This is a genomic window from Thioalkalivibrio sp. ALE17 (assembly GCF_000425605.1).
Classification (GTDB): Bacteria; Pseudomonadota; Gammaproteobacteria; order Ectothiorhodospirales; family Ectothiorhodospiraceae; genus Thioalkalivibrio.
Genome location: NZ_AUDT01000007.1, coordinates 99,227 through 119,928 on the forward strand (window position 1 = coordinate 99,227; position 20,702 = coordinate 119,928).

Annotated in this window: 19 protein-coding genes; 12 read left to right on the top strand and 7 right to left on the bottom strand. The window is 68.2% G+C overall.

Annotated features, from left to right (window positions below; translation table 11 throughout):
* The first annotated feature begins 65 nt into the window (after positions 1 to 65).
* Together mutS and fdxA are read left to right on the top strand one after the other, a co-directional pair.
* Positions 66 to 2,711: a DNA mismatch repair protein MutS gene (gene mutS, locus H609_RS0106565; protein WP_018882664.1), complete on the top strand. Its 2,646-nt coding sequence runs from the start codon at positions 66 to 68 to the stop codon at positions 2,709 to 2,711.
* A 453-nt stretch (positions 2,712 to 3,164) separates the two neighbouring features.
* A complete protein-coding gene (gene fdxA / locus H609_RS0106570; protein WP_018876291.1) occupies positions 3,165 to 3,488 on the top strand; it encodes a ferredoxin FdxA in 324 nt (107 codons plus the stop codon).
* 70 nt (positions 3,489 to 3,558) lie between these two features.
* On the opposite strand, the gene H609_RS0106575 is transcribed toward fdxA, so the two are convergent.
* Complete coding sequence (locus tag H609_RS0106575; protein WP_028484598.1) at positions 3,559 to 5,085, bottom strand: methyl-accepting chemotaxis protein; 1,527 nt, start codon at positions 5,083 to 5,085, stop codon at positions 3,559 to 3,561.
* Positions 5,086 to 5,701: 616 nt separating this feature from the next.
* Here H609_RS0106575 and H609_RS0106580 point away from each other — a divergent pair.
* From H609_RS0106580 to H609_RS0106595, 4 genes are all read left to right on the top strand, one after another.
* The gene (locus H609_RS0106580) at positions 5,702 to 6,673 is read left to right on the top strand and encodes a hypothetical protein (protein ID WP_028484599.1); all 972 of its coding nucleotides are present in this window, start codon (positions 5,702 to 5,704) and stop codon (positions 6,671 to 6,673) included.
* 149 nt (positions 6,674 to 6,822) lie between these two features.
* Complete coding sequence (locus H609_RS0106585) at positions 6,823 to 7,176, top strand: hypothetical protein (protein WP_018876289.1); 354 nt, start codon at positions 6,823 to 6,825, stop codon at positions 7,174 to 7,176.
* Positions 7,173 to 7,889 (top strand): C39 family peptidase, encoded by a 717-nt coding sequence (locus tag H609_RS0106590; protein ID WP_018877672.1) that lies wholly within the window; start codon positions 7,173 to 7,175, stop codon positions 7,887 to 7,889. Before H609_RS0106585 ends, H609_RS0106590 begins: the two co-directional genes overlap by 4 nt.
* Positions 7,890 to 7,969: 80 nt before the next feature.
* On the top strand, positions 7,970 to 8,449 hold the full coding sequence (locus H609_RS0106595) for a hypothetical protein (protein ID WP_028484600.1): 480 nt from the start codon (positions 7,970 to 7,972) through the stop codon (positions 8,447 to 8,449).
* Between the two features lie 29 nt (positions 8,450 to 8,478).
* Here the strand turns inward: H609_RS0106595 and H609_RS0106600 are convergent, their stop codons facing one another.
* The 6 genes from H609_RS0106600 to H609_RS0106625 all read right to left on the bottom strand — a co-directional run bounded on the left by H609_RS0106600 (position 8,479) and on the right by H609_RS0106625 (position 14,245).
* Positions 8,479 to 9,525: a transporter gene (locus H609_RS0106600; protein ID WP_018876287.1), complete on the bottom strand. Its 1,047-nt coding sequence runs from the start codon at positions 9,523 to 9,525 to the stop codon at positions 8,479 to 8,481.
* 120 nt (positions 9,526 to 9,645) lie between these two features.
* On the bottom strand, positions 9,646 to 10,992 hold the full coding sequence (locus H609_RS0106605; RefSeq protein WP_028484601.1) for a sigma-54 dependent transcriptional regulator: 1,347 nt from the start codon (positions 10,990 to 10,992) through the stop codon (positions 9,646 to 9,648).
* Between the two features lie 368 nt (positions 10,993 to 11,360).
* Positions 11,361 to 12,329: an arsenic resistance protein gene (locus tag H609_RS0106610; RefSeq protein ID WP_028484602.1), complete on the bottom strand. Its 969-nt coding sequence runs from the start codon at positions 12,327 to 12,329 to the stop codon at positions 11,361 to 11,363.
* Positions 12,330 to 12,362: 33 nt separating this feature from the next.
* Positions 12,363 to 12,752 (bottom strand): membrane protein, encoded by a 390-nt coding sequence (locus H609_RS0106615; protein WP_028484603.1) that lies wholly within the window; start codon positions 12,750 to 12,752, stop codon positions 12,363 to 12,365.
* Between the two features lie 55 nt (positions 12,753 to 12,807).
* A complete protein-coding gene (locus H609_RS0106620; protein ID WP_028484604.1) occupies positions 12,808 to 13,698 on the bottom strand; it encodes an EamA family transporter in 891 nt (296 codons plus the stop codon).
* A 40-nt stretch (positions 13,699 to 13,738) separates the two neighbouring features.
* The gene (locus H609_RS0106625; protein WP_028484605.1) at positions 13,739 to 14,245 is read right to left on the bottom strand and encodes a hypothetical protein; all 507 of its coding nucleotides are present in this window, start codon (positions 14,243 to 14,245) and stop codon (positions 13,739 to 13,741) included.
* A 124-nt stretch (positions 14,246 to 14,369) separates the two neighbouring features.
* Here H609_RS0106625 and H609_RS0106630 point away from each other — a divergent pair, with 124 nt between their 5' ends.
* From H609_RS0106630 to H609_RS0106655, 6 genes are all read left to right on the top strand, one after another.
* Positions 14,370 to 15,248, top strand: coding sequence for a decaprenyl-phosphate phosphoribosyltransferase (locus H609_RS0106630; RefSeq protein ID WP_018866015.1), 879 nt, complete (start codon positions 14,370 to 14,372; stop codon positions 15,246 to 15,248).
* On the top strand, positions 15,245 to 16,219 hold the full coding sequence (locus H609_RS0106635; RefSeq protein WP_028484606.1) for a lysylphosphatidylglycerol synthase transmembrane domain-containing protein: 975 nt from the start codon (positions 15,245 to 15,247) through the stop codon (positions 16,217 to 16,219). Before H609_RS0106630 ends, H609_RS0106635 begins: the two co-directional genes overlap by 4 nt.
* 201 nt (positions 16,220 to 16,420) lie before the next feature.
* Positions 16,421 to 17,722 (top strand): FAD-binding oxidoreductase, encoded by a 1,302-nt coding sequence (locus tag H609_RS0106640; RefSeq protein ID WP_028484607.1) that lies wholly within the window; start codon positions 16,421 to 16,423, stop codon positions 17,720 to 17,722.
* Between the two features lie 5 nt (positions 17,723 to 17,727).
* Positions 17,728 to 18,480: an SDR family oxidoreductase gene (locus tag H609_RS0106645; protein WP_369772233.1), complete on the top strand. Its 753-nt coding sequence runs from the start codon at positions 17,728 to 17,730 to the stop codon at positions 18,478 to 18,480.
* A gap of 16 nt (positions 18,481 to 18,496) precedes the next feature.
* Positions 18,497 to 19,165, top strand: coding sequence for an HAD-IB family hydrolase (locus tag H609_RS0106650; RefSeq protein ID WP_028484608.1), 669 nt, complete (start codon positions 18,497 to 18,499; stop codon positions 19,163 to 19,165).
* Positions 19,162 to 20,673 carry a glycosyltransferase family 39 protein gene (locus H609_RS0106655; protein WP_028484609.1) on the top strand — a complete coding sequence of 504 codons (1,512 nt, stop codon included), beginning with the start codon at positions 19,162 to 19,164 and terminating at the stop codon, positions 20,671 to 20,673. The genes H609_RS0106650 and H609_RS0106655 overlap by 4 nt, the downstream gene beginning before the upstream one ends.
* Positions 20,674 to 20,702: the final 29 nt, after the last annotated feature.

Consider the following 20,702-nt stretch of genomic DNA (forward strand, 5'->3'; position numbering starts at 1 on the left):
ACCTGCCATGTGGCGCGCTGCATCCGTATACTGCGCGTTTGCCCGGATCGAGCGCAGCCGAACCGATGAGCACCGCCGAACCCCTTTCCGCCCATACCCCGATGATGCAGCAGTACCTCGGCATCAAGGCCGAGTACCCGGACACGCTGCTGCTCTATCGCATGGGCGATTTCTACGAGCTGTTCTACGACGATGCCGAGCGCGCGGCCTCGCTGCTCGACATCACCCTGACCCGGCGCGGCGAGTCCGCCGGGCAGCCGATCCCCATGGCCGGGATCCCGGTGCACACCCTGGAGAGCTATCTCTCGCGCCTGCTGAAGCTGGGCGAGAGCGTGGCCATCTGCGAGCAGACCGGCGCGGTAGGCGCGCAGAAGGGCCCGGTCAAACGCGAGGTGGTGCGCATCGTCACCCCCGGCACGGTTACCGAAGAGGCCCTGCTGGAGGCCCGCAGCATCAACCGGCTGGTCGCCGTCTGCCCCGCCGGCTCGGCCGCAATCAAGGGCCGCAAGGAGGGCTACGGGATCGCCAGTCTGGAGTTCGCCAGCGGCCAGTTCCGCCTGCTGGAGGTGCGCGACGCGACCGAACTGGCCGCCGAGCTGGCGCGTCTGGACCCGGTGGAATGCCTGATCCCCGATCAGGCCGCGCCGATCCCCGGGATCGACGGATTCGCGCCACAACGCCACGCGGACTGGCACTTCGACGGCGTCTCCGCGCGGCGCGTGCTCACCACACACTTCGGCACCCGCGACCTCTCCGGCTTCGGCTGCGACGGCCTCGACCTCGGCATCGCCGCCGCCGGCGCCCTGCTCGCCTACGTGCAGAACCGCTATCGCGGCGATCTCGCCCACATCACCGGTCTGGCGCACGAACTGCGCAGCCAGATGCTGGTGCTCGACCCGGCCACCCGCCGCAACCTGGAACTGACCCGGACGCTCGGCGGCGAACGCCAGGGATCGCTGCTGGCCCTGCTGGACACCACCCGCTCGGCGATGGGTTCGCGCCGGCTGCTGCAGTGGCTGCACCAGCCGCTGCGTGACCGCGCCGTCATCCGCGAGCGCCAGACCGCCATCACCGCGCTGCTGGAGGCCGGCGCCACCACGCCGCTGCGCGAGGCCCTGGCCGGTAGTGCGGATGTCGAACGCATCCTGTCGCGCATCGTCCTCGGCAGCGCGCGCCCACGCGACCTGACCGCCCTGCTCGCGAGCCTCGAACGCCTGCCGCCGCTGCACCAGGCCCTGACGCCCGTGGCCGGGAACAGCGACGCCCTGCAGGCCCTGCATCAGGCCCTGGCCCCGGAGGCCGACCTGAGCACCACTCTGGCCGCCGCGCTGGTCGAGGAGCCCCCGCTGCGCGTCACCGACGGCGGCATGATCCGACCGGGCTTCGATGCCGAGCTGGACCGCCTGCGCGCACTGGAGCACGACGCCGACTCGTTCCTGCGCGAGATCGAGGCACGCGAGCGCGAGGCCACCGGCATCCCCACCCTGAAGGTCGCCTACAACCGCGTGCACGGTTACTACATCGAGGTCTCGCGCACGCGCTCGGCGGAGCTGCCCGGACGCTTCATGCGCCGCCAGACCCTGAAGAATGCCGAGCGCTACACCACCGAGGAACTCAAGCGCTTCGAGGACGAGATCCTCTCCGCCCGCGAGCAGGCGATGGCCCGCGAGCGCGCCCTGTTCGACGGCCTGATCACCGAGCTTCAGGGCCGCGCCCCGCGCCTGCGCGCCATCGCCGACGCGCTCGCCGAACTGGACGCCCTCGCCTGCCTGGCCGAGCGCGCCCAGCGCCTGGACTGGCACTGCCCGGAACTGGTGGAGAATCCCGGCATCCGCATCGAGCAGGGGCGCCACCCGGTGGTGGAGGCCGGTCTGGACGCGCCGTTTGTCGCCAACGACACCGAACTGGACCCCGAAGAGCGCCGCCTGCTGGTGATCACCGGGCCCAACATGGGCGGCAAGTCCACCTACATGCGCCAGACGGCCCTGATCGTGCTGCTGGCCTGCATGGGCAGCTTCGTGCCGGCCGCGCGGGCGCAGATCGGGCCGGTGGACCGCATCTTCACCCGCATCGGGGCCTCCGACGACCTGACCTCCGGGCGCTCCACCTTCATGGTGGAGATGACCGAAGCCGCGAATATCCTGCACAACGCCGGTCCCGAAAGCCTGGTGCTGATGGACGAGATCGGGCGCGGCACCAGCACCTTCGACGGGCTGGCGCTCGCGCTGGCCTGCGCCGAACGCCTGGCGCGCCACAACCGCGCGCTGACCCTGTTCGCCACGCATTACTTCGAGCTGACCGCACTGGCCGAACGCGAAGCGGCCGTGGCCAACGTGCACACCGACGCCATGGAGCACGAACACAGCATCGTGTTCCTGCACCAGGTCCGCGAGGGGCCGGCCAACCAGAGCTACGGGTTGCAGGTCGCGCAACTGGCCGGGGTACCGGCCGACGTGCTGAAACTCGCCCGCACCCACCTGCGCGAGCTGGAGGACCGCGCCGCGGCCGCCGACTCGCCCCAGCTCGGCCTGTTCACCGCGCCGCCCGGGCCAGCGGCCGCCGAGCCGGAGCCCGAGGCGCGCCCCGCGCCGGCCCCGGAAGAACGCGCCCTGAAGGCCCTGTTCGACACCCTGGACCCGGACGAGATGTCCCCGCGCGAGGCCCTGGACGCGCTCTACCGCATGAAGGACGCGCTGCGCAACCCGGATTGACGCGCTCGTTGTGCGGTCCTGAAGGGGCCGTGGCAACCACTTTCGGAACCATCGGAATTCACCGAGGGACCCCGCGCCGGGGGTCCACCGAGAGATCGCCACGTCGCTTCGCTCCTCGCGATGACGGAGAAGGGGATGGCCGCTCCTGGCAATGATGGATTAAGGGGAGGGTTGCGCCCTGCGATGAGGGGTTGAGGAGTGACCACTCCTTGCGGTGACGAGATGGTTTCCCTGTCATTGCGAGGTCCCGGAAGGGCCGCGGCAATCGGTCCGCCGCTGGCGCGAAGCCCCCGAATGTGGCCAGGGTTCGCCCGGGATTCCCGACAGCCGCGGGGGAGGCGTTACAATGCGGCGAAATCCTGCCGGCTGTCGGTGCCACGGCCGGTTCACGCTCGGCCAGGGCGGTCAGCGGAAACGACCGGTCACAAGACTGAACAAAAAGGGAGAAACACCATGACGTTCGTCGTTATCGATAACTGCATCAAGTGCAAGTACACCGACTGCGTCGAGGTCTGCCCCGTCGACTGCTTCCACGAAGGCCCGAACTTCCTGGCCATCGATCCGGACGAGTGCATCGACTGCACCCTGTGCGAACCGGAATGTCCGGCCGAAGCCATACTGCCAGAGGACGACGTACCAGAGGACCAGATGCATTTCATCGAGCTGAATGCCGAGCTCTCGCGCACCTGGCCGGTGATCACCGCGCGCAAGGACCCGCCGGAAGACGCCGAGGAATGGGACGGCGTCGAGAACAAGTTGCAGTACCTGGAACGCTAATCCGGGAACGGACGGCTGCGGGCCCTCGCGCGTGCGGCCGTCTTAACCGCTTGCAAACGCCCGCCTGAGCTCAGGCGCGCTCGCCGTCGATCCGGAAACGCTCCATCCCCGCGCCCAGATCCTGGCTCAGACGCTGGAGCTGGTCCGCCACCTCGCGGCTGGCGACCGAATCCTCGGCCACCGCTCGGGCGACCTCCGACACGTGCTCCACATTCTCCGCGGTTTCGCCCGTCACGCGGGTCTGCTCCTCGGCGGCCAGGGCAATCTGGTCGTTCATCTGCCGGATATGGCTCACGGCGTCGGCAATAGCCTGCAGGGCATGCGTGGCCTCACGTACCCGATCCACCCCGGCCGCCGCCTGCTCGCCGGCCTCGCGGCTCGCCACCTCCGCGCGCCTGGCGCCTTCCTGCAGGCGTTCGACGATACCCCGAATCTCCTCGGTGGACTCACCGGTCTGCGAGGCCAGCCTACGCACCTCGTCGGCTACCACCGCAAAGCCACGGCCCTGCTCGCCGGCCCGTGCCGCCTCGATAGCGGCGTTCAGGGCCAGGAGGTTGGTCTTTTCGGCGACTGATTGAATAACCTCGAGCACACCGCCCACCGTCTCCGCCTGGGCCACGAGATCGCGCACCCCGGCGCCGGACGTCTCCACCTGCTGCGCCAGGGACTCGATCATGGCAACCGTATCCTGCAGCTCCGCCCGTACACTACGCCCCTGTTCATCCGCGCTGCCGGTGGCCGCCGCGGCATCGCGGGCATGGCCCGAGACCTCGCGCGCGCTGGCCTCCATCTCGGTAACCGCCGATGCGATCTGATCGGTATTCGACTGTTGGCTTTGCGCCGCCTGTTCGCTGCGGTTGACCGTCGTCCCCAACCGTGCCGACATCTCCCCCAGGGCCGAGGCGGTCGCACGAGTCTCCAGCACCGCACGCCGCACCGCGCCGAGGTAATCGCCCAGTTGCCGGGCAATGGCGCTATGCCCCTGCGCCGCATCCAGGCTCAGGTTCACAACACCATCCCGGACCTGGAGCTGAGCAGTGATGGCATGCAGTTCCTCGGCTTCTTGGCCCTCGCGATGCAGCAGCCGGGCCATGTACACCAGCAAGCCGGTCTGGAACACCACGAACGCCGCGTGCAGCATCACCAGCCCCAGCCCGTGTGCGTGGCCCGCGTGCGGCGGGAAGACGTAAACCCCCACCCCGGCCTCCTGCAGGTAATGAAACGACAGGTGATGGACCGCGATCACGGCCGCGGCAAGTACCAATACACGCCAGTCGCGGTAGTAGAGCAGGAAGGCCAGCAGCACGAAGATCGCGAAGTGCATCTCGATCATGCCCTGCCCCTGATGGATCATCAGCGCCGCAAAGCCCATCAGGAAACCGCCATTCACCAGCCGGTTAAGAAGGCTCCCGGGTGATGCCCACAAAAGCGTCCCCGCGATGGCCAGCGCCGGCAGGCCGAACGCGAGCGCGGCGGTCAGGGTGCCGTGCCAGGCGGAAAGCCCCAGTGTCAGGATGAAGAGAAATCCCATGACCGCGACCATGATGCGATCGCCCTGGCGATGCAGACGGTCAAGGGTGAAGGCGTCGGTCGTCATGTCGTGAACCCAAGGCAGTGCCGAGCGCGGAATGCACCTCGGTCCAGATTACGGATAGAGCGGCGGGCACCGGCGCGGGTTCCCGATCCCGGGGCCCGGACGCACATAACGCCCTCCATATATTGCGATAACGGCACGCTGCCGGAAGACTTGAGCGCGCACGGCCCGCTGCAGTCGCCTGCCGGCATGCGGCATCGCTGCAAGACCCGGCGCGGTTTGCCAGCAGCTGCCGTACCGGAGTAGCGCGTCAGCGCGGCAGTCACTGCATCGGCTCCGCACAGCGCGCGGCCCGAGCACAAGTGCAAGACCCAGCCAGCCTCCCCGTGGAGATCCGGGGGCCATGTCTCGCTGGCGGATCAGTCCGGATTCACCCGCTTTTCTCATGTATTTCCGTCGCTTACGGAATTTGTCAACGCAAGCGACGTGAACCGGTGTTCCATCAGCGGTACAGATGACCCTGAGCGTAGCCAGTGAATGCATCCCAAGCCATTGAAATAAAAAAGAACTGACCATCTGGCCCAAGCCTTGCAGAAAATTGGACCGTAATGCCCAGTGCCAGGCACCGGGTCATTACGACGTCCACAAATGCAGTTCCGCTATCACAAGGAGATTCATCATGGACTTCAAAAAAACGCTTATTGCTTCCGCGATCGCACTTGCCTTCGGCCTGAGTTCCGGTCTGGCACTGGCCAATCCGACCAACACGGCGGAAGGCGAGGTCGGCGACCAAACCGCTACCGCCTCCTCGACCGCCGACAATGGCGGCGCATCCGCGAACGAGAACTCGCTGGCGGTGGCGATCAATGACTCCGATCTGTCCGACAGTTCCGACAACAGCACCAGTGTGGCCGACTCCGGCAACACCACGGTCTCGGATTCGGGCAATGACAGCTCCGACAACAGTCTGAACATCGCCGACTCCGGCAACGACAGTTCGGACAACAGCACGAATGTGGCGGACTCCGGAAACACCACGGTCTCCGACTCGGGCAACGACAGTTCCGACAACAGCCTGAATATCGCCGACTCGGGCAACGACAACTCGGACAACAGCCTGAACATCGCTGATTCGGGTAACGACAGCTCGGATAACAGCCTGAACATCGCTGACTCGGGCAATGACAACTCGGATAACAGCCTGAACATCGCCGACTCGGGCAATGACAGCTCCGATAACAGCCTGAACATCTCCGATTCGGGCAACGACAGCTCCGACAACAGCTCGGCCAATGCCGACGACAACAGTGCCGCGGCCAACAACGGCTCCACTGCCAGCGTGACCCGCGATCAGAGCGACAACTCGGACAACAGCCTGGCGGTCATGGATTCCGGCAACAACACCGCCACCGACAGCTTCAACACCATGCTGCAGGTCAACGCGGTGGTGAGCCAGAACGAGCTGTCCGGCACGGTCACCGGGAACTATGTGGACATCGCCGAGGGTGCGCGCAACATCGCCCGCAACTCGATCGGTTCCGATTCCTTCGTGGCCCCCGCCGGCATCACCCAGGTCTCGCAGAACAGCGGGGCCAACAGCCTGACGCAACAGCAGGTATCGGTGCAGGCACACCTCAATCTGGGCAACTAGTCCGTGCCACGCGGCGGGTCCGAGACCCGTCGCGTCACGGCCCTGCACTGGAGAATCCGGTCATGCGCCTCCATCCGAGATATTCGCAATCCTTGTTCACCCGATCCTTGTTCACCCGATCCTTGTTCACCCGATCCTTGTTCGCCGCGATGCTGGGCACGCTGCTCCTGGCGGCCGGTTCCGCCAGCGCGGCCGACCCTCGCGACAGTCAAACAAACCTCGCCGCATCCGGCACGCTGGACCTTCAGGGCCTGACGTCGGTGGATGCCGACACCCTCAACCAGCAACGGGCGCGCCAGGGGGTCAGCAACATCCAGCTGGGCCAGGTCCACTCCCAGATCGCCCTGCATGACAACGTCGTTATGGGCGGCCATAGCGGCACCAACCTGATCGCGCCGGGCGCCTTCGACAATGCCCGCGGGTTTTCCACCGTCATCCAGAACACCGGCCATAACGTGGCCATCCAGGAATCCATGATCGTGAACGTCACGATCCACCCGTGAACATGCGGCACCACCACCTTCTGCTTGCGCCGGGGATCCTGGTGCTTGCCCTGCTGGCACCCCAGGCGCTGCAGGCCCAGGCGGGCGGGGCGCAGGTTCCCGGGATGATTGGCAGCATGAACGTCCCGGTCGAGAGCATGAAGGCCCTGCGCTTTCGCTCGGTGGTCCCGCAGCAATACGACTTCAGCTGCGGCTCCGCCGCACTGGCCACCCTGCTCAGTTACCACTACGACCGGCCCACGGTGGAAACCACCACCTTTGACGGCATGTTCCGCCGCGGTGACCAGGACCTGATCCGGGCCCAGGGCTTTTCGCTGCTGGACATGAAGAACTACCTCGGGGCGGAGGCCGGCCTGGCGGCGGACGGCTTCCGGATCGGCCTGGACGACCTGGAGGGGCTGGGCGTGCCCGCCATCGCGATGATCGAGACGCGCGGCTATCGGCACTTTGTGGTCATCAAGGGCCTGCGCGAGGGCGAGGTCCTGGTCGGGGACCCGGCCCTGGGATTGAAGAGCTACCGCCGACCCGAGTTCGAGGCGGCCTGGGTAAACGACATCCTGTTCATCATCCGCGAAGAGGTCGAGCGCGCCCGCGCGAACTTCAACGCCCCCCAGACGTGGGCCGCCATCACCCGCGCACCCGTCGAGGACGGCGTGGTGCGCCGCGACCTGGCCAGTTTCACCCTGAATCTGCCACGGGCCCGGGAATGGTAACGTCCATGGCCCCCATATCCCCGCAGCGATGCGATGCCTCGCCCCCCCGAGGGCCGCGGACCGGTTCGACGCTTGCCCGCCTGGCGCTTTGCATCCTCGCCGTCGGCCTGCCCGTCGCGGCCCAGGCACTGGAAACGCTTCCCGGCGCGGGTGACCCGCGGGTGGTCGCCGATGCGGTGCTGGCCGAGCAGCGCGGTGGCTTCTTCGGCCGCGACGGGCTGCAGATCGCGATCGGCCTGGAACAGATCACGGCCCTGAATGGCGAGATCCTGCACCAGAGCACGCTGCATCCACTGGGAACCCTTGGCGCCGCGACGAGCCACCCCTCCGCCGGTCGCATCACGATTCTCAACGCGACGGCGGGCCTCCCGGCACAGACGTTCGTCTCGGAAACGGCCAGCGGCCAGGGCTGGGTCACGACCATCCAGAACCAGCTGGACGGTCAGGCCATCCAGCACCAGACAATCCTGCAACTGGAGCTGCGCAACCTGCAGATGCCGCGCAGCGACCTTGGCCGGGCCCTGGAGCAGCAGCTAACCGACGGCGGTCGCGGCTGGTAGCCCCGCCGCCGTCGTTCGCGGCAGCGATCTCAGAAACGCATCGGCACCCGCACGGTCATCTGCACATCGGGCGCGGACTCGGTCACCCCCACCCCCAGCGAGAAGTTCAGGCTGGTGCGTTCAGTCAGGCGATGCGACACCCCCCACAGCAGCGTCCCCACCTGGCGCCGACCGAACACGGGCTCCAGCCCGGGATCGTTCTCCACGCGGGTCCGAAACACCACGCTGTGGTCATAACCCAGGCTCATCGAGGTACGGTCATTCAGGCTGATGGCCATGCCGAGGCTGGCGCCGAAGGCGTCCCCCGGATCCACCGTGCCGTAGTCCGGACCCACATCCCGCTCGATATTCCACAGATAGCTGACGTTCGCGAACAGTACGGCGGGATCGGTCGGGTAGATCATGGTCACGCTGGGCTGCACGGCCCAGAAGCCGGATCCGGTGGGCTGTTCCAGGAAGATCTCGCCGAGCCGGTTCCCGTCCTCGTCCACGATCCGGCGTCGATCCACCGAGAACGGGTCCGTCCCGGTGCGGCTCTTTGCCTTCAGATTGCCGATAAAGAAAGGGCGCCCGCGATCGGCGGTGTTGAACTGGTAGGACAGCCCGAACTCGACATCCCCCAGGCCGCTGCCGGTGGACCCGGTCACCCGCTCCAGTTCCGTTCCTTCCAGGATGTCGCGCCGGCGCACCTGCTGTTCGCGGTAGACCCAGGGAATCTTGAGCCCGACCTCGAGCCGGTCGGTGAGCCCGTACCGCAATGCCACCGCGGCCGTCAGCGTGTCCCGTTCCGTCTCGCTGACATCGATCAGCCCGATCGCCAGGGCCGGGATGATGGTGAAGCCCTCGATCGAGACATCCAGCGCGCTGCTGTGCACATAGGCGAGCGAAGGCTCGATCACCCATTGCCCCTGCGGCGTAAGCATGCCGCGCTCCTCGAAGACCGTAACCTGCGGGCCCTGGTCCCGTGGCGCGTCCCCGACCGCCTCGCGGGGCTCCTGCGCGGCGACCGTGGCCGACAACCCCAGAAACAGCGGGACCAGCCCCGCCCCCCACCTCCCGACCCGGATCTTGTTCACGTGCGTTCTCCATGCCCCCTCGGGGCCGTGCAAACGGGAACACACCGGCCGCGCGCCAGACGGCGCACCGCGGCGTGCCCCCCAGAACCGGGACCGCTCCATCGCGCCTGAACCCGGGGTTCAGTGCTTGGACGGACGCATCCCGTACTTGTCGAGCAAGCGATAAAGCGTCACCCGCCCTACTCCCAGCTCGCGTGCGGCGCGCGACAGGTTGTTGTCGCACTGCCCCAGCGCCCGCATCACCGTCTCGCGTTCCGCGCGGGCACGGGCCTGCGCCAGCGTCTCCCGGCCGCTGCCCTCGAGCGGCGCCGCAAGCCCCAGATCCTCCGGCCGGATCAGGCGCCCGTCCGCCATGGTCACGGCCCGCTGAATACGGTTGACCAGCTCCCGGACATTGCCCGGCCAGCGATGGCTGTAGAGCGCCTGGATGGCCGCACGGGTAAATCCGCGCAGGCGCGGGTTCTGGCCACGAAACCGGTCGAAGTAGAAATGGGCCAGCTCCACCAGGTCGGCCCCACGCTCCCGCAACGGGGGCACGTCCAGCTGAATCACATTCAGGCGGTAATAGAGGTCTTCCCGGAATCGGCCGGCCTCTACGGCCTTGAACAGATCGACATGGGTCGCGGCCAGGACACGCACATCCACCTGGATCGGCTGCAGGCCACCCAGACGCAGCAGCGTCCCCTCTTGCAGGAAACGCAGCAGATTCACCTGCAGGTCGAGCCCCAGATCCCCGATCTCGTCCAGCAGCAGGGTCCCGCCATGGGCCAGCTCGAGCTGACCGATCTTGCGGCGGGTCGCACCGGTGAATGCGCCGGCCTCGTGACCGAACAGTTCGGACTGGATCAACTGCGCCGGTAACGCCCCGCAGTTGACCGCAACAAACGGACCCTCGCTGCGCCGCGACTGACGGTGCACCGTGCGAGCCGCAAGCTCTTTTCCGGTTCCACTTTCGCCCTGGAAGAGGACCGGCGCGTCCGATCCCGCGACCCGGCTCAATTGCCGCGCGAGGGCCTGCATCGGAGCGCTGTGGCCGATAATGGGTCGGCCTTCGTCCACCGACGGCAGGCCGGCGGCGGGCTCCGCGGGTGTCTCCAGAACGGCCATCCCGCAGGCGCGGCCCAGGGTCACTTCCAGACGGGCCTGATCCAGCGGCCGGGTATGGAAGTCGTAGCAGCTGTCCCGAATCAGGTCGCGCAATTCCGGACTCGGTAACAACGCCGGATCGACCAGGGCAATCCACTTCACGTGCTGGTGCGCGTGGACGAAGTCGACGAGCTGCGATGGCAGGGAGCGTCCCAGATCCAGAAGGCCGACCCGAACCCCGCCCAGATCGGGCCAGGGCCGGGGCATCGGGAACGTCAGGCGGCGCAGATGCCAGGCACTCGAAAGTTGCGGCACGGGAGTCCCGGGATGCCCTCCCATATCCAGCCAGGCGACTTCACGGGGTGTGTCCGAGGAACACATCCGGTAGATCTCCGCACCAAAGTCCCGCGCGTCTCCATCAGCGACGAGGATCCCGCTGCGCCTTACGGGCCACAAGGCCCCGTTGATCTTTCCTGATCCGGACATGGTCTTCCCCGCGTGTCCGAAAAAATCCCTGGCTCCCCGGTCCCGGGGAGACGCCCGTCACGTTTCGGAGTATAGGCCGGCATCGTCAAAAAACCGTGACAAACAGAAAACAGCAGGCCGCCGCCGCAGAAACCTGTCGAATTCACGACACCCGCGCCCTCGCCACGGCCGGCTCAACGCCTTCCCTCGGGCCGCGACGATCATCCAGACACAACCGGCATGGACCGCATTACGATGGCTTGCGGGCGGGCACACCCGCCCGATCAAGGCGCCGGCGCCCGGGCGGGAAACAGGTGCCGAGGGACCCACCACAGGTACAGGGCCATGCCGACCAACTCCACCAGCGACTGGAACACCACCACGACCACCGCCAACTCCAGTCCCTGCGGCAATGCCAGTGCGATCGGGAGCACAACGAAGGAGTTGCGCGATCCCAGGCTGAAAGCGAGCACCCGCCCCTGTGCGACCGGCAGGCCGAACGCTCGCGCCAGCGCCCGCGCCAGCAGGGCCGCAACCACCAGGAAACCGGAAAAGATCAGCAATAACGGCAGCAGGACACCGACCCCGTCGAGCACCGTCTGGACCTGGGATGCGGCGACGATCAGCACCACCAGGGCCAGCAGCGGCACCGGCAACCACCCCAGGCCGGCGATCACGCGCCCGCGACCGGGATCTTCCCCGGCCCAGCGTTCGGTCAGATACGCCAGAACCAGCGGGACCAGGATCAGGCCGGCAAAGGCCTTCAGCACGTCTCCGCCGGCCAGCACCAGGGTGAACTCGCCACCGAAGAGCCACCACAGATACAGCGGCAACAGGGAAAGCTGCAGCAACAGCGAAAGGGGAGAAAAGGCGATCGCCCGGCGCGTGTCACCCCCACCCAGATGGGTGAAGGTGATGAACCAGTCGGTGCACGGGACCAGCAGCACCAGCGCGATGCCCAGCAGGACCGCCGGACCGCCCGGCGCGACCTGAAGGATCGCCCAGACCAGCAGCGGGATCACCACGAAGTTGCCGATCACCGCCGCCGCCAGCAGGCGCGGCTCGCGAAACGCCGCGCCCATGTGGTTTAGCGGCGTCTGCGCGAACGTGGCGTACAGCAACAGCCCCAGCACCGGCCAGAGCACGGCATCCAGCATCGCCCCGAACTCCGGCGCGGACAGGCCCAGGCCCAGCCCCAGGGCAATGGCCACCAGATAGATCAGTACCTGGTATTGCTCCAGGCGCGCGCGCATTCGCCAACGCCGCTCAAGGGCGGCGCACAAGAACTACCAGAGCCAGGTCTCGGGCTGCTCGATGGCGCGGTTGTCGTTGTTCGCCAGCAGGCCCTTGATGCAGCGCACCAGCAGCCAGATGATCAGGGCCAGGAAGATCAGGAAGCCGATGCCGATGGGCGTGGTGATGGCTCCGATCACGGCAAACAGCAACCCGATCCAGAAGGTGCGGATCTGATAGGTGAAGTGGGAGACGCTGACGCTATCGGCCTCGCCCCGCTTGATATAGGCGATGATCAGGCCGGCGATCGCGGTGAGCGCGGTCAGGAAGCTCACCAGGTACAGCACGTACACCACGGTGACCATCGTGACGTCCTTGCGCGGCCCGGCTGCGGGCTCGCTGACGTCGCTGCGCACGACTTCCGGCTTGGGATCTTCGGACACCTGGCACCTCCTGTGGGTTGGGTCACGCCGCCAACTTAACAGACTTGCCGGTTCCCTACCCGGGCCCGCCGAGCACGATGAGGACGATGCCCGCCAGGGCGAAGACGAAACCGGTCAGTTGCACCCGCGACATGCGCTCGGCCTGGAAAAAACGCGCCATCAGCGCGGTCGGGGCCGGCGACAGCGCCCCGGCCACCGCGATGATCGACAGCAGGCCCATGCGCACGGCCACGACAAAGGCGAGCGTCGCCGCGGCCTGGAACAGACCGGCCAGCGACAGCAGCACCAGCGTGGAGCGGCTCATCCCGGTCTGCGGCCGGCGCACCAGCATCACCGCCAGCAGCGCCAGCGCGCCCACCGCCGAGGTCGCCACCACCGGCCACAGCGGCGAGCCCGCCTCGGCCTCGTTCAGGAACACGAAGACCAGCCCGAAGCAGACGCCGGCGATGGTCGCGTCCACCAGCCCGCGCACCGGGTGCGCCCCCCGGGCCAGCGCCATCAGGCCACGCACGGGCTCGTCCAGGCGGCGTGGACTCGCCTTGCGCGAACCGCCGGAGATCATCCCGATCGCGATCACGATGGCCGCGATCCCGGCCAGCGCCAGCGGGCCCGGCTGCTCGCCCATCACCAGCCCGACCAGCAGCGGCACCAGGGCCGAGATCACGCCGGTCACGGCGGCGACCAGCCCCATCGAGCCCTTGGCCAGGCCGTGGTAGTAGGCCAGCAGCCCGAGGGCCAGGGCGAGCCCCGAGGCCCCGCCCCAGATCAGGGCCTGGGTCCCGGGCAGGCCCGCCAGCGGGAGAGCGATCACCAGCAGGACGACGGTGGCCAGGATCTGCGAATAGCAGGCGACCACCAGCGCCGGGATGCGCCGGGAGGCCAGGCCGCCAAAGAAGTCGCCAGCGCCGAAGCCCAGGGCCGTCAGCAGGCCGAGGAAAAAGGCCATGTCAGCCCCGGCCCGGGCTCGGAAGCCTCATGCGCGTGGCTTACTCGCCGGCCTCGTCGAGCAGGTCCTTCAGGGCCTCTTCGCTCCCGGCATGGCCAACACCGGTCACCACGCCCTCGCCATCCAGCAGGACCACGGTCACCTGTTCGCGCTCGTGCGGCAGGAAACCGGCATCGGCCTCGCTGGAGGTCACCACGATGGAGTAGTCCCGCGCCTGCATGCGCGGCAGGACCACGTTCTGCATCGGCTGCGGCGGCATCTCGTGGATGTCGGCGATGTAGACGATCCCCTCGCGCTCGGCGGGGCTCATCTCGCTCAGGACCGCGTTGGCGACGCCGGCCGGGGCCGCCTCGACGGTCTTCAGGATCACGCGGGCATTGCCCGGCAGCTCGACCGGGTTCCCGTGCTGGTCATTCAGGGTGCGCTCGGGAAACGGCTGGCCCTCGGCGAACTCGGGCTCCGGACCGCCCCCGGACATGCAGCCGGCCACCAGCCCGGCGGCGAGCAGCAGGGCGGCGGGCAGAAGGGATCGGGCAACAAGCGACATGGCAGTTCTCCTGCGGATCGAGACATGGGATCGAAACACACGCGGGTGCGCGCGACAGCGGCGCCGATGGTAACGCATCGAGCGCGTCAGTAGACTGCAACCACCTTCACGGACGACCGCCCGCATGCTGCATTCGCTGATCAAGCTGCTGCGCCCGCACCAGTACATCAAGAACGGTTTCGTGTTCCTCGGCGTGGTGTTCGCGCACGAGTGGGGCGAACCCGGGACGGTGCTCGCCGCCAGCGTCACGTTCCTCGCATTCTGCGCGATCGCCAGCGCGGTCTACGTGCTGAACGACATCGTCGACGTCGAGGCCGACCGCCGCCACCCGACCAAGCGCGAACGCCCGATCGCCAGCGGCGCGATCGCGATCTCCACCGCCTGGGCGATCTTCGCCACCGCGGTCATTGTCGCGCTGGTCCTCGCGGCGCTGGTCAGCACCTGGGTGATCGCGCTGATCCTGACCTACCTGGTGCTAAACGTGGCCTATTCCTGGTCGCTCAAGCACATCGTGATCCTCGACGTGTTCAGCATCGCCGCCGGCTTCATGCTGCGCATCCTCGCCGGCACCCTCGGGCTGGGCATCGAGCCCTCGCAATGGCTGCTGCTGTGCGGGCTGATGCTGACGCTGTTCCTGGGCTTCGCCAAGCGGCGCGCGGAGCTTGCCGATGGCGCCATCGAACACACACCGGATCAGGACGGGACGCGGCGCGTGCTGCACGACTACAGCGTCAGTCTCCTGGATCAGTTCATCGCCATCAGCGCCGCCTGCACCGTGCTCGCCTACGGGCTCTACACCGTCAGCGCCGAGACCATCGCGCTGCACGGCACGGATGGGCTGATCTACACCCTGCCGTTCGTGATCTACGGCATCTTTCGCTACCTGTTCCTGCTGCACGCGCGCGGCGCCGGCAACGACACCTCGCGCGACCTGGTCACCGACCCGCACCTGCTGGCCACGGTCGCGGTATGGATGGGCGTGACCCTCGCCGTACTCGCATGAGTGCGGTCCTGCTCTCCGGCTGGCGCCTGCGCGCGGTGATGCTCTCGATCATCGTTGCCGTCGCGCTGTATCTCGGGGTCGTGCTGTGGGCGGGGGCGGACGAGGTCTGGCGCGCCCTGAAGCTGGTGGGCGTCGGCGGCGTCCTGCTGGCCCTGGCGCTGTCGCTGGTGAACTACAGCCTGCGCTTCACCCGCTGGCAGCTCTACCTGCGCACCCTGGGCCATGCCATCCCGACGCGCGCCAGCCTGCATATCTATGTGGCCGGCTTCGCCCTGACCACCACGCCCGGCAAGGCCGGCGAGGCCCTGCGCGGGGTGCTGCTGAAGCGCCGCCGGGTGCCCTACCCGGACAGCTTCGCCGCCTTCGTCTCCGAGCGCCTGTCCGACCTCATCGCGGTCGTGCTGCTGTCCCTGTTAGGCCTGACCCTGGTGGCCCAGGGCACCTGGCTGATCGCGGCCGGCGCAGCCTGCATCCTCGCGGCGCTGGTGATCCTGTCGTGGCGACGCCCGCTCGCCTGGATACAGACGATCAGCGACCGCCCGGGGCAGCGCGTCTGGCGCAGCCTGCACCATGTCGCCACGATCCTGTTGCAGGCACGGCGCTGCCACCGCCCGGCCCTGCTGGCCGCGGCCACTGCCCTCAGCGTCATCGCGTGGAGCGCCGAGGCCCTCGCCTTCTGGTGGATCCTCAACGCCATGGGCTTCGAGGCCGGCTTCGCCTTTGCCGCTTTCGTCTTCGCCCTGGCCATGCTGGCCGGCGCGCTGAGCTTCCTGCCTGGGGGACTGGGGGGTACCGAAGCGGTGATGGTCGCCCTGCTATTGTGGGCCGACATGCCACCGGCCGACGCCATCGCGGCGACCATGCTGATCCGCTTCACCACCCTCTGGTTCGCGGTGATCCTGGGCCTGATCGCGCTGGCCACCAACCCCGAGGCGCGCGGCCACGAACACCCGGTGCAACCCCATGCGTAACGGTTCCTTTGTAGGAGGCCAGCCCCCTGGCCGATTGGGCGTGCGGTCGAGCTGTACCCGAGGGAATGTCGCACCCCCGGCAACCGGGGGCCTGCGGATGCGTGGACGCCCGCGCATTCAAGCGCAGAGGATATTAGCTGCGCCCAATCGGCCAGGGGGCTGGCCTCCTGCAGGGGATCGCAACGACGAGGTGGGCGGGTGATGACTGGCAGCTGGAACCGCATCCCGCGGGTCGAACATGCCGCCGAAGTCGAGCTTGCTCACCGCGGCCGGCCGCTTCCCCCGGGCACGCCCCGCCCCCTGCTCGCCCACGGCCTCGGGCGCAGCTATGGCGACGTCTGCCTGAATCCGGGGGCCACCTTGCTGCATACGCCGGGGCTGGATCGCTTCGTGGCCTTCGACGCCGCCACGGGGCGGATCACCGCGGAGGCCGGACTGTCGCTGGATGCCCTGCTGCGCTTCGCGGTGCCGCGCGGCTGGTTCCCGCCGGTGGTGCCGGGTACCCGTTTTGTCACCCTCGGCGGCGCGGTGGCCAACGACGTGCACGGCAAGAACCATCATCAGGCCGGCAGCTTCGGCGACCACGTACTCGGGCTGACCCTGCGCCGTTCCGATGGCCAGGTCCTGGAGGTCACCCCCGAGGGCAGCCCCGACTGGTTCGCCGCAACCTTGGGGGGGCTGGGCCTGACCGGACTGATCGAGACCGTGACCCTGCAGTTGATGCCGGTGCGCTCCGGCTGGATGCGCACCTGGTCGCAGCGCTTCGACTCGCTGGATGCGTTCTGGGAGCTGAATGCGCAGGCCGAGCGCGAGTGGCCCTACACCGTCGCCTGGATCGACTGCCTGAACCCGGGCCCGGACGGGCGCGTCGGGCGCGGCATCTACGGCGCGGCGCGCCACGCGGCCACCGCGCCTGTGCGCGGGGACTACCGCGAACACCGGCGCAGCATCCCGCTGGACCCGCCGGTCTCGCTGGTCAACCGCCTGACGCTGCGCGCCTTCAACCACCTCTACTACCGCCAGCCGGTGCACGCGACACCCCGTGCCGTGCACCACCAGCCCTGGCTGTTCCCGCTGGATGCGATCCGCCACTGGAACCGCATCTACGGGCACCAGGGCTTCTACCAGTACCAGTGCGTCCTGCCCCCCCATGCCGCACGGGACGGCGTGCAGGCCCTGCTGGATGCCATCGCCGCCAGCGGCCAGGGCTCGTTTCTCGCGGTGCTCAAGACCTTCGGCGACCGGCCCGCGCCGGGCATGCTGTCCTTTCCCCGCCCGGGTGCCACCCTCGCGCTGGACTTCCCGGAAAAGGGTCGCGACACCGAACGGCTGTTCGCGCGCCTGGACGCCATCGTGCAGGAGACCGACGGTGCCCTGTACCCTGCGAAGGACGCGCGCATGCCGGCCGAAGTCTTCCGCCAGGGGTTCCCCGGCTGGGAGGCCTTCGCCGAGTATGTGGACCCCGAATTCTCCTCCGGCTTCTGGCGCAGGGTGACCGCATGAACCCGATGAACAACGTTGTCCTCTTTGGTGCCACCTCGGCCATTGCCACCGCAGTGGCCCGGGAGCTGGTGGATACCGGCGCGCGGCTGTTCTGCGTTGCCCGCGACGGCGACGCCCTGGAGGCCCTGCTGGCCGACCTGCGGGTGCGCGCCGACGACCCGGAGGGCAACCGCATCCTCGGTGCCCGCGCCGATCTGGCCGATATCGACGGGCACGCGGCGCTGTGGCAGCAGGCGCAGGAGGCCCTGGGCGAGGTGGACAGCGTACTGCTCGCCTGGGGCACCCTGCCGGACCAGGCCGCGTGCAACGCCTCGGTGGACGCGACCCTGCAGGCGATCCACGTCAACGGCACCAGTGCCATCGCCCTGCTGGGCCGCATCGCCCCGGACTTCGAAGCCCGGGGCCGCGGCGTGATCGCCGCGATCGGCTCGGTGGCCGGGGATCGCGGACGCCAGAGCAACTACGCCTACGGCACCGCCAAGGGCATGCTCGCGATCTACCTGCAGGGGCTGCGCAACCGGTTGTTCTTCAGCGGCGTGGACGTGGTCACGCTCAAGCCCGGCTTCGTGCGCACCCCGATGACCGAGGGCCTAAACCGCGCCGGCGCCCTGTGGGCCGAACCGGAAACGGTGGCCCGCGGCATCGTCCGCGCCATGCGCCGTGGCCGCGACGTCGCCTACCTGCCCGGCAAGTGGTGGGTGATCATGACCATCATCCGCCTGATCCCCGAATACCTGTTCAAGCGCCTGAAGCTATAACCCTGAAGCCATAACGATGAACCGGAATGACACGCGGCAGATCGTGCTGTTCGACTTCGACGGCACCCTGACCCGGCGCGACAGCCTGTTCCCCTTCCTGCGCCACGCGCTGGGGACACCGGCCTTCCTGCGCCGCCTGCCGGACTGCCTCCCGGCGCTGACCGGCCTGGCGCTGAAGCGCCTGTCCAATCAGGATGCCAAGGGGGCGGTGCTGACCCATATGCTCGCCGGCGAGACCCTCGCCCACCTGCAGGCCAGGGGCCGTGAATTCGCCGACCGCGGCCTGGACCGCCTGCTGCGCCCGGCCGGGATGCGCGCCCTGCGGGCCCATCGCGACGCAGGCCATGACTGCGTACTGGTCTCCGCCTCGCTGGATGTCTGGCTGCAACCGTGGGCCGAGCGCTACGGGCTCACCGGCGTGGTCAGCTCGCGCCTCGCGGTGGATGACGCCGGTCGCGTCACCGGACGCCTGGACGGCACCAACTGCCGCGGCGCCGCCAAGCCGGCGGCGGTCGCCGCCTGGCTGGCCACCCTGCCCCCGGACGAACCGGTCGATCTGGTCGCGGCCTACGGCGACAGCGCAGCTGACCAGCCGCTTCTGGAGATGGCCGGCAGCGGCTACCGCCTGCGCCGGGGCCGCTTCCGGCGTGTCCACGGGCCGTCGGTAGAGGGGGCCCCCGAGTGAACCCGACAACCGCCTCCTGGCCCTGGCTCGCCCGTCACTACGGCGCGATCCTGCTGGCCGTGCTGCTGGTCAAGATCGGCATGGCCTGGGCCCTGCCAATCACCGGCGACGAGGCCTATTTCCTGACCTGGGGACAGAACCCGGATCTCGGCTATTACGACCACCCGCCGATGATCGGCTGGTGGCTGGGCGCCATCCTGCCCCTGTCGGAGCACCCGCTGGCGATCCGTGCCCTGGGTATTTTCGTCTCCATGGCACCGGCGCTCGCGATCTTCCTCTGGTGGCGGCATACCGATCCGATCCGCGCGCGCCTGGTCTCGCTGCTGGCGCTGTTCATGCCGCTGTTCTTCATCGCGGTGATCACCGCGACGGACACCCCGCTGATCCTGTTCAGCCTGCTGGCTACCGGCCTTGCCTGGCAGGCCCTGCGCACCGGCGCCGCGCACTGGTTCCTGCTCGCCGGCCTGGCCCTGGGGCTGGCGTTCCTGTCCAAGTACTTCGCGGTCCTGCTGGGGATTGCACTGGGGCTGCATATCCTGCTGTTCGCGCGGCAGCACTGGCGCGGCCTCCTGCTGATCATCCTCGGCGTGGTGCCAGCGGTGGCGCTCAATCTGTACTGGAACTGGGGCAACTGCTGGTACAACGTGATGTTCAACATCGTGAACCGGCACGGCGACGGCGGCTTCGACCCCGGCAACTGGCTGACCTACGCGATCCTGCTGATCTACCTGTTCACGCCCTGGCTGCTGTGGTTCTATGCGCGTCAGTGGCGGGCCCTGGCCGCCGGCATCCGCGAGCACCAGCTGGGCGTTTTCCTGTCCGCCGGACTGATCCCCCTGCTCCTGTTTGCCCTGCTCGCCCCGTTCAAGAGCATCGGGCTGCACTGGCTGGCCGCCTTCGCCCCCTTCCTGCTGCTGCCGGCGCTGTTCCTGAGTGTGCGTGCACTGACCATCAGCGTCTGGCTCTCCGGGGCCCTCGCCGTGCTGCATGCGATCGCGATCCTGACCCTCGCGCTGATGCCCGTGGAATGGCTGAAGGGCCAGGACCGCTACGCCGATGCGGTGTTCTACCTCACCCCGGAGTCGGTGGCCGAGGTGGTCAACGAATACGAAGCGGAGTGGCACATCTTCACCCGCAGCTACTCGCGCTCGGCGGTGCTCGCCTACTACGCCGGGCGCGAGGTCGGCGTGTTCGGCCCCGGTTCCCACTATGGCCGCCAGGACGACCTGCTGACCGACTTCCGCGCCCTCGATAGCGCCAACATCCTCTACCTGCCCACGCGCGGCGAGCTGGACCCGGCGCACGTGGAACCCTTTTTCGAAGAGCTGCGCCTGCGCGAGGTCACCATCCGCGGCGTCGAATGGACCCTCGCCGAAGGCCGCGGCTTCGACTACGCCGCCTACCAAGACCAGATCCTGGAACCGGTGCTCGCCCGCTACTACGACTTCCCGGACTGGCTACCCGAGGGCCGCTGCGCCTTCACCGACCGCTACACGAACCGGGAATAAGACCCTGCGTTGACCAGGGAATCGTCCCC